Source organism: Cryobacterium sp. Hb1 (assembly GCF_004403585.1).
GTDB lineage: Bacteria > Actinomycetota > Actinomycetes > Actinomycetales > Microbacteriaceae > Cryobacterium > Cryobacterium lyxosi.
On the sequence record NZ_SOHI01000001.1, the window covers coordinates 14746 to 29882 of the forward strand.

11 protein-coding genes are annotated in these 15137 nt (G+C 63.7%); 4 read left to right on the forward strand and 7 right to left on the reverse strand.

What is annotated here, in order from left to right; all coding sequences use genetic code 11:
* Positions 1 to 91: 91 nt before the first annotated feature.
* The 3 genes from E3T38_RS00060 to E3T38_RS00070 are packed head-to-tail and all read right to left on the reverse strand — an operon-like array spanning position 92 to position 3979.
* Complete coding sequence (locus E3T38_RS00060; RefSeq protein ID WP_134545441.1) at positions 92 to 1093, reverse strand: glutathione S-transferase family protein; 1002 nt, start codon at positions 1091 to 1093, stop codon at positions 92 to 94.
* A 42-nt stretch (positions 1094 to 1135) separates the two neighbouring features.
* Positions 1136 to 1450: a hypothetical protein gene (locus tag E3T38_RS00065; protein WP_134545442.1), complete on the reverse strand. Its 315-nt coding sequence runs from the start codon at positions 1448 to 1450 to the stop codon at positions 1136 to 1138.
* A gap of 36 nt (positions 1451 to 1486) precedes the next feature.
* A complete protein-coding gene (locus tag E3T38_RS00070; RefSeq protein WP_134545443.1) occupies positions 1487 to 3979 on the reverse strand; it encodes an ATP-dependent DNA ligase in 2493 nt (830 codons plus the stop codon).
* 71 nt (positions 3980 to 4050) lie between these two features.
* On the opposite strand from E3T38_RS00070, the gene E3T38_RS00075 reads away from it, so the two are divergent.
* Positions 4051 to 4890 carry a Ku protein gene (locus tag E3T38_RS00075; protein ID WP_134545444.1) on the forward strand — a complete coding sequence of 280 codons (840 nt, stop codon included), beginning with the start codon at positions 4051 to 4053 and terminating at the stop codon, positions 4888 to 4890.
* 86 nt (positions 4891 to 4976) lie between these two features.
* Here the strand turns inward: E3T38_RS00075 and E3T38_RS00080 are convergent, their stop codons facing one another.
* From E3T38_RS00080 to E3T38_RS16530, 3 genes are all read right to left on the reverse strand, one after another.
* Entirely contained in the window at positions 4977 to 6518 is a 1542-nt protein-coding gene (locus E3T38_RS00080; protein ID WP_134545445.1) for an aminoglycoside phosphotransferase, read from the reverse strand.
* A gap of 695 nt (positions 6519 to 7213) precedes the next feature.
* Positions 7214 to 7714: a GNAT family N-acetyltransferase gene (locus E3T38_RS00085; protein WP_134545446.1), complete on the reverse strand. Its 501-nt coding sequence runs from the start codon at positions 7712 to 7714 to the stop codon at positions 7214 to 7216.
* On the reverse strand, positions 7711 to 7884 hold the full coding sequence (locus E3T38_RS16530; RefSeq protein ID WP_166805353.1) for a hypothetical protein: 174 nt from the start codon (positions 7882 to 7884) through the stop codon (positions 7711 to 7713). Before E3T38_RS16530 ends, E3T38_RS00085 begins: the two co-directional genes overlap by 4 nt.
* A gap of 64 nt (positions 7885 to 7948) precedes the next feature.
* Between E3T38_RS16530 and E3T38_RS00090 the strand changes: the two genes are divergently transcribed.
* Entirely contained in the window at positions 7949 to 9652 is a 1704-nt protein-coding gene (locus E3T38_RS00090) for an AMP-binding protein (protein WP_134545447.1), read from the forward strand.
* A 182-nt stretch (positions 9653 to 9834) separates the two neighbouring features.
* Here E3T38_RS00090 and E3T38_RS00095 read toward each other — a convergent pair whose 3' ends face one another.
* A complete protein-coding gene (locus E3T38_RS00095; RefSeq protein ID WP_241984216.1) occupies positions 9835 to 10623 on the reverse strand; it encodes a TIGR00645 family protein in 789 nt (262 codons plus the stop codon).
* A gap of 271 nt (positions 10624 to 10894) precedes the next feature.
* Between E3T38_RS00095 and E3T38_RS00100 the strand changes: the two genes are divergently transcribed.
* Together E3T38_RS00100 and E3T38_RS00105 are read left to right on the forward strand one after the other, a co-directional pair.
* Positions 10895 to 12481, forward strand: a complete 1587-nt coding sequence (locus tag E3T38_RS00100) for a flotillin family protein (RefSeq protein WP_166805354.1) — start codon at positions 10895 to 10897, stop codon at positions 12479 to 12481.
* A 376-nt stretch (positions 12482 to 12857) separates the two neighbouring features.
* Positions 12858 to 15137, forward strand: a 2280-nt coding sequence (locus tag E3T38_RS00105) for a transglycosylase domain-containing protein (RefSeq protein ID WP_134545450.1), incomplete at its 3' end; no start/stop codon positions are given.

Consider the following 15137-nt stretch of genomic DNA (forward strand, 5'->3'; position numbering starts at 1 on the left):
ACTGCAACGCTTCAGCGTGTACCAGGGCCGGGTACGCAATCCAAACTAAGCAGGGCGCTACGGTCCGACGATCATTCCGCGCACGATTCGTTCAGCGCACGATTCGTTCAGCGGCCAGTGGCGCCTCGGGCGGGGTGCCGGCGCCGAACGGGCGGCCGCCGAGATCAGCGCGAGAATGCGGATCCAGCCAGGCAGCAGCATCCGGCCCCTTCGGCACGATGCCACTGGGATTGATATCGACGTGGGTCACGTAGTAGTGCCTTTTGATCTGCTCGAAATCGATCGTGTCCCCAAAACCGGGCGTCTGAAACAGGTCGCGGGCGTAGGCCCACAGCACGGGCATCTCGCTGAGCTTGTTGCGATTGCATTTGAAATGCCCGTGATACACCGCGTCGAAGCGGGCGAGGGTGGTAAACAAGCGGATGTCCGCCTCGGTGATCGTGTCGCCCACAAGATACCGCTGCCCGGCCAGGCGTTGTTCGAGCCAATCCAGCCGGGCGAAGAGGGCGTCGTAAGCCCGCTCGTATGATTCTTGGCTGCCAGCGAAGCCGCACTTGTAGACACCGTTGTTCACGTCGTGAAAGATCAGGTTGGCAACCTCGTCGATTTCGGTCCGTAACGCTTCCGGGTAGAGGTCAGGGGCGCCGGCCCGGTGGTGGTCTGTCCATTCGAGCTCGAAATCAAGGGTGATCTGGGGATAGTTATTGGTGACGACCTTTCCGCTTGGCACATCGACGATCGCCGGGACGGTGATGCCGCGCGGGTAGTCGGCAAAACGGGTGAAGAACGCCTGCTGCAGACGTTCGATGCCGAGCACCGGGTCGACCCCACCCGGGTCGAGGTCGAAGGTCCAGCTGTTTTTGTCATGGGTGGGGCCGGGCAGGCCGAGAGAGATGACGCCTTCGAGGCCCAGAAGGCGGCGCACGATCGTGGTGCGGTTCGCCCACGGGCAGGCGCGGGCCGCAACGAGTCGGTAGCGGCCCGGTTCAACCGGCCAGCCGTCGCGGCCATCCCGGGTGATGCGGTCCTCGATGTAATTGGTGTCGCGATTGAAGTCCAGGCCGGGCTTGATGTAGCTGGGGTTGAGGCTCATGCATCTACGCTACGCGACTGGCGTCGAACTGGCCGGGCTAATTTAGACTTCCCCGCGCAACTCCGCCGTGATCTCGGCGTCGGTGCGCGCATCGATAATGCCCCACATCATGTGGGTGGGACCGCTGCCGTCGCTTGGTTCGACCCGTGGTCGGCTGGCCCAGCCGTGCGCGACGGAAGCGGCGCCGAGTTGCGCAAGCGAGGCGCTGACCAGCACCTTGCGAATCTTGCCAGCCAACACGGTGCCATCGGGTGCCTGACGCCAGCCGCGCTTGTGGGCGAGTACCCGCCCGATTTCTTCGTCGGTCAGCCAACGCGAAAAACTGCGGGTGGGCGGGTCGATGGCGATCAGCTTCATGCCCATACTGTACCCGCCCGCATCTCCCTGCCCGCACTAGTCGATCGTGATGTCGCCGGGGGTCTTGTCGGGACGCCACCCCCGCCAGGATGGCTGGCGCAGCCGGCCGGTCGCGGTCCACTCGGCGAATTCCACCTCAGCGACGAGCGTGGGGCGCACCCAGACCGCGCCTTGGGCATCCGTTGGCAAAATGTCACTGAACGGTGTGGTCTTCTGAACGAGTCCGGTCAGTCGGGAACGGATGTTGGTCAGGTCGCGTTCCCCGAACCCCGTGCCGACCCGGCCCACGTAGCGCAGCCCGGTGTCGGTTGGTACCCCGAGCAGCAGCGAGCCGATCGCGCCGGACCGGTTGCCGCGGCCGGGTCGCCAGCCGCCCACCACGACTTCCTGGTTGCGATAATGTTTGATCTTCACCCAATCGTGGGACCGGCGACCCATCGCGTAGCGCCCGTCGAGCCGTTTGGCCATGACCCCCTCCAGTCCCAGTCGGCGGCTGGTGTGGAACGCCTCGGAAAAGTCACCCTCAAACCGCGGCGGCACCTGGGTTGAGCCGGTTGCCGTGACCGCGGACTCGAGCCGGTCGCGTCTCGCTCTGTAGGTCAGGTCGGTGAGTGGGTGCCCATTCTCTTCGAGCAGATCAAACAGCAGGAACTGCACGGGCGCTGTCGCGGTCGCCGACGCGATTTCCCGAGCCTCGGTAAGTTTCATCCGCGTCTGCAGGAGGCCGAAATCGGGCCGCCCGCGTTTATTGACGGCCACGATCTCGCCGTCAAGCACCGCGGAATCCGTTTCTGACCGTGCTGCTACAGCAGCAAGGAGATCGGCCACGAGATCTGGATACGACGCGGTCACATCGTGCCCGTTGCGGGTGACCAGGCGAACAGCCTGATCACTCAGCGAAACGTAGGCGAGGGCCCGCATTCCATCCCACTTCATTTCGAAGGCCCACTCCTCGTCGCCGAGGTCGGCTTCGGAACCAGCAGCGGCGAGCATGGGAGAGTAGGCGTTCTTCGGTGGTGCGGGCGTCATGGTCGCCGCGGCGCTACTGTGCGGCCGGGCATTCGTGCGCGAACCGCCGGAGGCCGAAACGTTCGGTTTCATGCGGTGAATCAGCCAGTTGTTCGTTGTTTTGCTGCTCTGGCTCTCGCTCGTGCGAATGAGGGCAAACCGGGCGGTGCCGCCGAGCCCGGCGTCTGGTTCGCCGTGCAGGGTTACGATGACCTCGTCATCGCGCCACTTTTCGAGTTCGTACTCGCCGTGGTCCCAGATCGACACGTCGCCGGCACCGTATTCTCCGACCGGAATATTTCCCTCGAAGCCGCCGTACTCGAGGGGATGATCCTCGACGTGGACCGCGAGCCTGTTCTGTGCGGGGGTTACCGGCACGCCGCGGGGCAGCGCCCACGACACGAGTACCCCGTCGTGTTCGAGCCGAAAGTCCCAGTGCAGGCTGCGGGCGTGGTGTTCCTGAATAACGAACGACGAGCCAGCGGATGCCGCAACTGACAAGGCCGGAACCGGTTCGGGTGTCTTCGCGGCGTCCCGCTTGCCGCGGTACGCCGTCAGCCGGTCCGGCGTGACGAGCGCCGGGGCCGAGCCTTTGCTCGCTGTGCCGGCGTCACTCACCGAGTGCTCGAAAGACCCGGCTGTGAGGTGCGCGAGCGGATCTTCCCGTCGTTTCAGGCGCGCAAGTACCTGCTTGTAGTCGAGCTGCTCGAGGTCGGACGAGGCGAGCTCCTTCCAGGTACGCGGGGTTGCGACCATGGGGTGGCTGAGCCCTCGCAGCGAGTACGGCGTGATGGTGGTCTTCGCAGCGTTGTTCTGGCTCCAGTCCACCAATACCTTGCCGGATCGGAGGCTTTTCTTCATGTCGCTGACCACGAGGTCACGGTGGTCGGCCTCAAGGGCGCGCGCCAATTCATGCGCCACCGCCGAGACCTGGTCAGAGCTGTATGACAGGTCGAGCGCCGCATAGAGGTGGATGCCCTTGCTCCCGCTGGTCACCGGCATCGGTTCCAGCCCCATATCGTGCAAAATCGCCCGGGCCAGCCGCGCAACCTCGGCGCACTCGAGCAGTCCAACCCCCGGCCCCGGGTCGAGGTCGAGCACAAGCCGGTCGGGATGGCGCGGGGTACCGGTGCGGCCGAACTGCCACTGCGGCACGTGGATTTCGAGGGTGCTCATCTGCCCGAGCCAGGTAAGGGTGGCGAGGTCGTTCACCAGTGGATAGCTGTTCACATGGTCTTTGTGCTGGATCTCGAACCGTTTCACCCAGCTCGGCGTCGATGGGTCCAGATTCTTCTGAAAAAACATCGCGCCCGGGTTCTCGATCGTGCCGACGCCGTGCACCCAGCGTTTGCGGGTGGCCGGGCGGTTCGCGGCATGACCGATGAGCACATCGGCGCTCGCCGCGTAATAGGCCAGGACGTCGGCCTTTGTGGTTCCGGTCTTCGGGTATAAGACCTTGTCGAGATGGGTGAGCGTAATGCGGTGTCCCTCGATGGAGACCACCTGGCTGCTGGCGTTCATGCGACAACTGTGCCGCGGAATCTCTGGGTCTACTAGACGACGAATGTCTCATTCGGGTGTGTACTGGATATATGAGAAGCATTTGGACCGGTGCGATCACCTTCGGGCTCGTCAATGTGCCCGTCAATGTGTACAGCGCCACCGAAGATCACGACGTCGCACTTCACCAGGTTCACGATGCGGATGGGGGGCGCATCCGGTATCAACGTTGCTGCGAGATCTGCGCCAAGGTTATTCCCTACGACCACATAGACAAGGCCTACGACGACGGCGAGCAGACGGTTGTGCTCAGTTCCGGGGACTTCGCCTCACTGCCTTCCGAACACAGCAAAGAGATCGACGTGGTCGAATTCGTACCGAGCGACCAGATCGACCCGATCATGCTCGACAAAAGCTACTTTCTTGAACCCGACGGTAAATCGTCGAAGGCTTACGTGTTGCTGCGGCGCACCCTGGAAGCGACCGATCGCACGGCTATTGTGCACTTTGCGCTGCGGCAGAAGACGCGCCTCGGCGCGCTGCGCGTACACGGTGATGTGCTGATGCTGCAATCCCTGCTCTGGGACGACGAGGTGCGAGAAGCCAAATTTGCATCCCTCGATGAGCGGGTGAACATCAGCGCGAAGGAGCTGGACATGTCAGCGGCGCTGGTCGAGTCCTTCGCGGCTGATTTCGCGCCGGATGCCTTCAACGACGATTATCAGGATGAGCTACGAGCGCTGATCGAGGCCAAGTTGAAGAGCGGTGATGCCGTGTCGACCGAGGCGACACTCGGTGAAACATTGCAGGAGAGTGAGGGCGGCGAGGTGCTCGACCTTATGGAGGCCCTGCGACGCAGCGTCGAGGCTAGCCGTGAGCGAGCCAAGCCGACGCCCAAACGCACGGCGAAGCAGTCCCGGTCGGCCTCCTGAATCGGTCTGCGCATCGACCGTGACCAGGTCTGGTTTCAGGCCCAACGGATGGTGTCACCGCACCTCGGCATTTTCCACGATGGCGGTTAGTTTGACACGTCGACCAGCCGCTCGATCGCAGCGAGAGGGATCGGCAGCCAGGTCGGGCGGTTACGTATCTCGTAGACGGCTTCATAGAGTGCCTTGTCCAGTTCGAACGCATTGAGCAAGGTTCTTTGATCGGCAAGTTTCACGCCGGAGCGCTCCGCATAACCGTTGAGGAAGGCAGTGCGGCAGGCCATGGCCCACTGGAAAATAGTGGCTGCGGCAGCCGTCGATTCACCGGCGACTGGTTCGCCCGGCGCCTCCGCCCTGGTCGAGTCGCCCGTCGCTGCCGTCATCGCACCCGCAACGTAGGAGAACGATCGCAGCATTCCGGCGACATCGCGCAGCGGGATATCGGGCCGAGTCCGTTCCCGCAGGGTGCGCAGAGGTTCCCCCTCAAAGTCCAGCAATACCCAGCCACGACCCCGCACGTCCAGCACCTGGCCGAGGTGAAAATCGCCGTGAATGCGCTGCAATCGTGGCCACGTCACTGTCTCCGCGCGAGCGAAGACCGCCTCGATGGCAGCGCTGTACTGGGTCAGAATCGGTACTTCGTGCAGGGCCTGGCGGCAACGCTGCCGCATCTTGGCCATTTCGTCGGCGATGACCGCAGGGGTCACATCCAGCGTCGGCAAAGTGCGGGCGAGGTCCTGGTGCACATCGGCGGTAGCCTGTCCCAGTCGAAAAGCCGGACCCGTGAAGTCGCTGCCGGAAGCCGCAGCGACCAGGGCTGTGCGCCACGCATCGGGGGCATCGGGCAGAAATTCCTGGGCGAATGCCAGATGGCCGACGGCCCGACTGTCAGGTTCGGCGGGGTCGTCCCATTGGCCAAGAATGTCACCGAAAGGGAGCGGGATCCGCTCTGATCCGGCGCTGGACAGCGCGGCCTGCACCACTACATCAGGATTTTCACCGGCATGAATGATGCGAAAAATCTTGCAGATGATCGGCGTTGTCGGCGTACCGGTTGCGTCCGTGCGGTGCACGACGATCGAGGTGTTGGATTGCTCACCTTCGAGGACGCGGCTGGAGACCACAGCAGCCTCCCGAGGGGAGGCGGAATCCGGTCTCAAATCTTCGCCGTGCGCGCTGGCGGCGGTACGGTCATGTGCCGGAGTACCGGTCGAACTCGTCACGCCCTGCAGCTCCATGAAGCTGAGCACTGCAGAGGCGAAGATCGGGTCATAGGCGGCGTCATAAATGAAGCGTGCTCGGTCGGAGCCGGTTTTGCGCTCGGTGATCAGGGCATTGGCTGAGCCGGTAAGTTCATAAGCCCGCTCCGTGGTCGGCAGTTGGTAGAGAGTGAGGCCCAGGCTCGCCGTGTCCAACATGAGGTCGATGCGAATGGTGACGTCCGGGTCGACCGAGTCTAGAGAGAAATGGCCAATGCTGCGAAGAACCGGCATCTGCCCCTTGTTGCCGAACCACCGCTGTGTCGATACCCACGCGTTGACATAATCGGGCATCGGAATGCCCCGATGGGCCGGGGCGAGGTCGGGATTAGCGGCGGGGTCTGCATTCGGGGCGCTGTCTCCATCGATCATGCCGCCAGCGTATCCTTCCCGCCCGGGTTAAGCCGAGTGTTTAGGCGTGCCGTCGGCCGTGTTTCGCGCTGCGGGTGCCAGCGACAGCGCCGCTGGGAGCGACGCCGAGATAGGCTTTCACGAATATCGCGATGCCCTGGGCTACAGCCACAGACTCGCGCGACTCGCCCCAGGTGCACCGCTGACCGGTCGAACTGATGGGTCAACGGCACACGTGGGGGGAAGAGCCGGGGACAGGACGTCGCGGTCGCGCAGTTAAGCGGAGGTGAGGGCGTGCGGCAGACGCACGGGTTCGACACGGATACTGGTGCGCTCGCAACCCGTGCATTTGAGAACGTAGAGGGGGAGCGAGAGCCGGAGGGCTTGCGCGGGGTTCGGTTTCAGGTCGGCCTGTGACTTGCAAAACGGGCAGGTAATTCGCATCGAGGGTTGTCCCTTGGCTTGGTTCTGCGCAAGCGATAACTCGCGTCCACTAGACCATAGGGGGCAATAACCTGTTGCCGCGCCCCCTTGAACTTTCAGCTGATCTATGTATACAGACCAGTATGTCTTCCCCCGTTTTCGCGGACGCAAGGCCATATCTTCTGCAACTGGTCACAGGAATGGATTCAGCGACTTTCGACTGTGTATACAGAGATTCGACACGAACATCGCCGCGACGAACGCCTAGCCACTATCAGTGACAGCGGTCTTCCCTAAACGGACGCCGCGAGCAGGCTCACGACGACGGTGTCGCCCTTGGTTGACAGCTGGCCAACCGAGGCGAAGCCGAGGCGGTCGTGAAAGGCGAGCGAGCCCGGGTTCGGCGGCTCCAGGTTGACCTCACAGAACACCTCGGTGAGCTTCAGACGGCGAGCGGCCCCGAAGATGGCGTCGTAGAGTACCTGGCCGAGGCCCTGCCCGCGATACCCGTCGGCCACGACGATGCGGTCGACATAGAGAAAATCGGTGGACCGGCTGGAGAACCAGCGGTAGTTCTCACTCGCGTATTCGGCCCCGGCGATGAACAGAATTGCGAAGCCGATGGCGATGTCGGACGTATCGTCGTCAACGACAGCAACGGCAAGATTGCTGTGCTCGACGAGCGCGGCCAGCGCGTCGGCATCCAACTCGTTGACCGCGGGAACCGCAGCATTGTTGAGCGCGAGTACGAGCGGCAGATCGGTGGGAATCAGGGAACGAGTCGAGTAGGTCACCCGTCAACGATAGGCCAGTGCACGATAAGGCTGCTGTTCATGGCCCCGATCGCCACATCTCGCAGTGACACGTGGTCATCGGGCTGGGTGCCTTCCTCGGCTCGGGCAAGCTCGCGGGCATCCGATTCGTGCGAGTTGCTATCGGCCAGGCCCGGTGCGGGCTGAGCCACAGCCCTGAGAGAATGGACTGTCGCCGTTTCGCTCGTGGCGGCTCGTTCAAGGAGACAACGGCGTATGACTCACCAGGTGAGCACCAGTAACTACCGTGCCGCACGCGACCAGCTTCTGGCCCTGCGCGACGATCACGCTCGCGCCGCGCAGGAATTTCGCTGGCCAGATGTGGGAGAACACTTCAACTGGGCCACGGACTGGTTCGACGTGCTCGCCCGCGGCAACGACAAAATCGCGCTGTGGATCGTTGAGGAAGACGGCAGCGAGCAAAAGCTCACCTTTGACGAGATGGCTCATCGGTCTGACCGGGTCGCTACGTGGCTCAGCCACCACGGCGTCGGGCGTGGCGACCACGTCATGCTCATGCTCGGCAACCAGCGTGAGATCTGGGAGGCGATGCTCGCCATCATGAAGGTCGGCGCCGTCATCATGCCCACGAGCGCCGTGCTCGCCTCGCACGACCTGGCCGACCGCGTGCAGCGCGGCGGCGTCGCCCATGTGATCGCCAATTCGGCCGACGCGGTCAAATTCGACGACGTTCCCGGCAACTACACCCGCATCGCTGTCGGCGCGGCCCGCCCTGGGTGGGCCGACTTCGCGGATGCCTACCAGGTCACCCCGGAACCGATCACGACGGTTGTGGAATCCGCCGACCCGTCGCTGATCTACTTCACCTCGGGCACGACGAGCAAGCCGAAGATGGTGCTGCACTCGCAGACCTCCTACCCGGTCGGGCACCTCTCCACCATGTATTGGCTGGGGTTGCGCCCCGGCGACGTGCATCTGGCCATCAGCTCGCCCGGCTGGGGCAAGCACGCCTGGAGCTGTTTCTTCGCCCCGTGGATCGCCGAGGCGACCGTGTTCGTCTATAACTATGCCAAGTTCGACCCGGCCGCCCTCATCGCGCAGCTGCACCGCGCCCAGGTGAGCACGTTCTGCGCCCCGCCGACGGTCTGGCGCATGCTTATCCAAGCGGATGTCGGCACGCGCCCGGCCAGCCTGCGCGAGTTGCTCTCCGCGGGCGAACCGCTCAACCCCGAGGTGATCCGGCAGATCGACAACGGCTGGAAACTGACCATTCGCGACGGGTTCGGCCAAACCGAGACCACCGCAATCGTCGGAAACGGGCCCGGATCCGTACTGAAAGCCGGGTCGATGGGACTGCCGTTGCCCGGCGTCGCGATCAAGCTGCTCGACCCGATTACCGAGTTGCCCGCCGACGAGGGCGAAATCTGCCTCGACCTCTCGCAGAGCCCGGTCAACCTCATGAGCGGGTACCACGGCGAACCCGACCTCACCGCGCACGCCATTCGCGGCGGATTTTTTCACACCGGCGACGTCGCCACGGTGGATTCCGATGGCTACCTCACCTTCATCGGCCGCACCGACGACGTCTTCAAGTCGAGCGATTACAAGGTATCGCCGTTCGAGGTAGAGAGCGTTCTGCTCGAACACCCCGCGGTCGCCGAGGCCGCCGTCGTTCCCGCTCCCGACGCAACCAGGCTGAACATTGCCAAGGCCTACATTCATCTCGCACCGGGCTGGGAACCGACGGCGGAGACCGCAGAAGCCGTGCTGCGACACGCCCGCACCGGGCTGCCGGCTTATATGAGAGTGCGGCGGGTGGAGTTTTTCGACCTGCCCAAGACCATCTCGGGCAAGATTCGCCGGGTCGAGCTGCGCGAGCGTGAAAACGACGCGGCCGGTTCGGGCACCCGCCTGCCGGACGAGTGGCGCGACGACCAGTTTCCGGGACTCAAGCGCTAACAGCATCCGCTGGAAAGACGGGGCTCGCGTCCCGGCGGCTCCGATACCGGGGAGGCAAGACCCTTCTCGAAGAACCGCGTCGCACTCGACGAGCAACCGAGTGCCGAAGACGTGATTCGTTCCCGCGAGGAGTGCGCCGAGCAGGTACGCGCCCTGAAAGAACTCATGCAGAGGGCCGCGTTCTAGTAGCGGGCGAGCAGCTCCGTCTTTTTCGCGACGAATTCGGCGTCCGTGACGACGCCGGCGTCACGCAGTTGCCCCAGTTGGGTCAAGTGCAGGGCGATACCGGTGGATGCCGCTGGCGCGAGTTCGCGACGGATAGGCGCGGCATTCAGGGCCGTGACCGGCTCCGGGGCGATGGCCGGCCCATGCGCGACCGCGGGTGATGGTGTGGGCGGGGCTGCGTGCCCGGCCTGGGACATGCGGTCGATCCAAGCCAGCGCGATCGCCGAGAGGATGAACACCATGTGGATGATGACCTGCCAGAGCACGCCGTCCCAGGTGTAGACGTTGCCGGTGATGGTCTCGCTCGGGCTGGAGTCGATCGGGGTGCCGCGCGCGGCCAGATCGCCGACCTCGATGAAAGTTTTGAGCAGGTGAATTGACGAGATTCCCACGATGGCCATGGCGAGTTTGACCTTGAGCACGTTCGCGTTGACGTGGCTGAGCCACTCCGGCTGGTCGGGGTGGCCATCTAAACGGATACGCGAGACGAACGTCTCATAACCGCCGATGATGACCATGATCAGCAGGTTCGCAATCATCACGACGTCGATCAGGCCGAGCACGGAGAGCATGATCGCTGCTTCTTCGACGTGGATGCCACCGTCGTCGCCGGGCACGGTCAATGAGGTCCAGACGTCGCCGCCGAGGTTGACGAGCTCCACCATGAACACGATCACATAGATGATCTGCGCGATGATGAGTCCGATATAGAGGGGTGCCTGCAGCCAGCGGCTGAAGAAGATCATGAGCCCGACGCTACGTACCCAGCGGGACTGAGGGCGAAAAGGGCGGGGGAGGGCTGTTTCAGTCACCGGATGATCATAAATGGAGCCCGAGTGTGAACCCCCTGTGAGCGAAGGGCTCAGTTGCCCGAGGTGGCAGCGCCGAGCAGGTGCTGTCGCGACACCCTTCGCATCCGGCGCAGTGCCCTGCCAGACTGGACTCACAGCTCGGCGACACGGGAGACAGACCGGATCGCCGAAACGACGTACGCACCACGCGCTTTGGAAGGACTCCATGCTCGATTTTCTGTTCAGCCCGATTCCCGGGATCATTTTCACAATCGTTGTGGTTCTGCTCATCGGCCTGATTTACGCCAAGACGATCTATAAAAACGCGGGGCCCGATGAGGCCCTCATCATCACCGGCAAGAAGAGCCGCAAAACCATCGTCGATGGTGCCACGCTCGAGGAGTCCGGCCAGCGCGTCGTGCACGGGCAGGGCGTCTTCATCACTCCCTTCTTTCAGAAGGCGTTCAAGATCAGCCTGCGCAGCCGGGCGATCGAGATCACTGCAGTCGCGCAGGACCGCAACGGCATCACGCTCTCCGTCGACGCCGTGGCTATCGTCAAGGTCGGGGACGCGCCGCAGTCGATTCGTGCCGCAGCCCAGCGGTTTCTCGGCCAGGACAAGAACATCGACGGCTTCGCACAGGAAGTTCTGAGTGGCTCGTTGCGTTCGTCGATCGGCGCGACCGACGTGATGACCGTCATTCAAAAGCGAGATGAGCTCGGCACCTCGGTGCTCGCCACCGCTCGGGAGTCGCTCGCTAACCAGGGCCTCGACGTTGACTCATTCGAGATCAAGGGCATCACCGACGAGAACGACTACATCCGCGATATCGGCCGTGCCGAGCAGGCCAAGGTTCGTCGTCAGGCGGAGGTGGCTGAGCACGTGGCGAACCGCGAGTCACAGGAAGCTTTGATCACCGCTGAGCAGGCCATTGCCGAAGCGCAGAACACGCTCGCCCTGCGTAAAGCTGCGTTGCAGCTCGACACCGACAAGGCCTCTGCTGAGGCCGCCGCGTCACGGCCCCTCGCCGAGGCGAAGGCGCAGCAGGCCATCGTGCAGGAGCAGGAACTCACCGCCCAGCGCCGCGCCAGCCTGCGCAAGGCCGAGCTGGAATCCGAAGTCAACGCGATCGCCGACGCCGACGCTTACCGCATCCGGGTGACGGCCATTGCTGCCGCCGAGGCATCCGTCGCCAAGGCCACCGCTGATCGCGACAGTCGTGTCGCTAACGCCGACGCCACCCGCGCCGAGGGTCAGGCCGAGGCCGATGCCATTCTCGCCCGTGGTACCGCCGAGGCCACGGCTACCCGTCTTTCCGCCGAGGCCGTCGCCCAGCAGTCGGAGGCGCTCATTCAGCTGCGCCTGGTGGAAATGCTTCCGCAGATTGCGCACGAGCTCGCCGCCCCGATGGGCAACATCGACCAGCTCACCGTCATTTCAACGGATGGCGCCAGCCAACTCTCCAAGAACGTCGCGTCGGGCTTCAGCGAGGTTGACGCCGTGCTCGGCTCCACCATGGGAATCGGCATCAAGGACCTTCTCGGCGGGTTGCTCGGCGGAACAGCCGGAGCCGCCTTGCGGAACGCCGCGCCCACGCACGCCGGTGCATCCGTTTCACCCACTGTCGCGCCGACGCGTTCGACTGCGACCGGTGCTGCCGGTTATGACACGACGCCAGCCTCGACATCGACCGCCGCCGCACCGGCAGCAGCGGTTCCGGCGGTTGTTCCGTCGTCAGTGTCTTCACCTGCGGCGACGGACGCCGCTGCGGCCCGGCTCCCCAGAAAAGAAAGCGACCACCTGCTGCCGTAGCGAATCCGCCAGGCAGGCCGCAAGGGTGGCCAAACATCACAATGATGGGCCAGAGGCGGCATAATCCTGCGAGTGCTCGCGCGGTACCGCAAGCGCGGTCTCTCCCTTTCAATCGGCAAGGCTGGCGGAAGGTCGTGCGGCGCGCCTCGGCAACAGCAGCCGGGATCGTGGGGGTTGACGTTGCGGGCTTCGGCGGTCAGCGCTTGCTCGAGCATGGCGGCGCGGGTTGAGCCTGAAAAAACGGTATCAAGCCGATATCTTCTCAGATCGGCCAGCCAACCCCATGGGTACCCACATGTGACTAACATGACTCTTAGTCACGTACCGATGTGTAGGCGTGGGCTTTCGTATCGGGTGGATTCGCTGGGGGGTAAACGTGGTTCAGGTGACCGAGGTTCCGGCTGGCGTGGCCCAATCATGGCGGCGTTCTCTTCATGGCGTTCTGGGCGGCCTGCTCGGGTTCGTCGCCATGAGCGCGGCAGCGGGCATCCTGGTCGCCGTGTCGGTGACCCCGGTCGTGGCGCTCTCGGGCATAGCTGCGACCAACACGATCTCGGTGTTCGAGAATCTGCCGGGTTACGTCAACATCGAGCCTCTGTCGCAGAAGAGTGACATCTTCGCCACCCGCAGTGACGGAACGGTCGAACTGCTCGCCTCGTTCTACGATCAAAACCGCATCGAGGTGAGTTGGGATGCGATCAGCCAGTTTGCCAAGGATGCCGCGGTGTCGGGAGAAGACCCTCGATTCTACGAGCATGGCGGGGTGGATCTGCAGGGCACGTTGCGGGCAACGGCCACGACTGTCGCCGGGGGAAACACGCAGGGTGGGTCATCTATCACGCAACAGTATGTGAAGAATGTGCTCGTGCAGAAGTGTGAGCTGCTCACCGAGAAGCGGGCGCACGACGCGTGCTACAGAGCGGCGACCGAGACCACGCCTGATCGTAAACTCAAGGAAATGCGGCTCGCCATCGGAGTCGAGAAGAAGTACAGCAAGCACGACATACTGCAGCAATACTTCAATATCACCGGCTTCGGGGGCACGGTCTACGGCATCGAGGCTGCAGCCAATTACTACTTCAACACCACCGCGGCCAACCTCACCCTGACGCAGGCGGCGAGCCTGGTCGCGATCGTGAACAACCCGGTGAAGTTTCAGCTTGACAAACCCGCGAGCGAGACCAACGGAGCCGCAAACGGTTACGCGGCCAACAAACAACGCCGCGACTACATTCTGCGCGAGATGCTGCGTTATAAGAAAATCACGAATCCCGACTATGACGCCGCCGTGGCGTTACCGGTGGAACCCGTGATCACCGAACCGAGCACGGGCTGCCAGACCGCCGCGGCCAACGCGTTCTTCTGCGACTATGTGACCAAGATTCTGCAGAACGATCCCACCTTCGGCACCGACGCTGCCGCTCGTATGCTCAACTTCCGCCGGGGCGGCTACGACGTATACACAACCCTTGATCTCGACGTGCAGAACGCGGCCGTCACCACCATGAACCAGCAGGTTCCCAAGGTCTACGCTGGCGGTGATGTCGGCGCGGTGATCACGAGCGTGCAGGTCGGCACTGGTCGAGTACTCGCCATGACCCAGAACAAGGACTACAGCCAGGACCCCACGGTGCAGGCGACCGGAGCCAACTACACCGGCATCAATTACGCCACCGACTTCGCCGAGGGCGGCTCGCTCGGATTCCAACCCGGATCGACCTACAAGGTTTTCACCCTGGCGGATTGGCTCAAGGAAGGTCACTCGCTCAACGAACGCGTCGATTCCCGGCGCAAGGCGAAATGGGGCATCTTCCAGGACAGCTGCCTGGGTCCTCAGAATTACGATAGAGATAAACCACCCTTCAACCCGCGCAACGATGCAAACGAATCCGGCGCCAATTACAGCGCGCTGCAGGCCACCGTAGGTTCGATCAATACCGGCTTCATCGGAATGGCCAAGCGGCTCGACCTCTGTGGCATCCGCAAAACTGCGGAGGCGTTCGGTGTGCACCGGGCCGACGGCAACCCGCTCTCGCAGTCCGCAGCAACCGTGATCGGAACCAATGAGGTTGCGCCGCTGACCATGGCCGTCGCCTTCGCCGGCATCGCCAACAAGGGCGTCACCTGTTCGCCGATTGCCATCGACCGCATCGTCGGTCCGGGTGGGGTGGAGATTCCGGTGCCGCCGGCGGCTTGCACGCAATCAGTCGATTCGACGGTCGCGGCCGGCATGGCCTACGCCATGCATCGGGTGATGACGAGCGGCACGGGGCGGCAGTCCAACGGCAACACCCTGCCTGCGGTACCGATGATCGGCAAGACCGGAACGACGGATGGTGCTAAAGACACCTGGATGAGCGGCGCCAGCACCAAGGTGGCCACGGTGGTCGCCGTGGTGAGCGTGACCGGAGCGCTCAGCCAGCGGCGGCAGTTCTTTGGACGTGATCAGATCGCGACGGCCCGGCATCGCATGTGGCCGGTCGTGATGTCGGTCGTCAACGCCAAGTACGGCGGAGATGCCTTCGACGAACTCGCCCCCAAGTACATTCCACCGCCCGTGGTCGTGGCGCCGCCGGTCGCTCCGCCGGCAGCGCCGCCGGTCGCGCCTGCGCCGCCGGCAGCGCCACCGGCAGCTCCGCCAGCAGCGCCTGCGCCG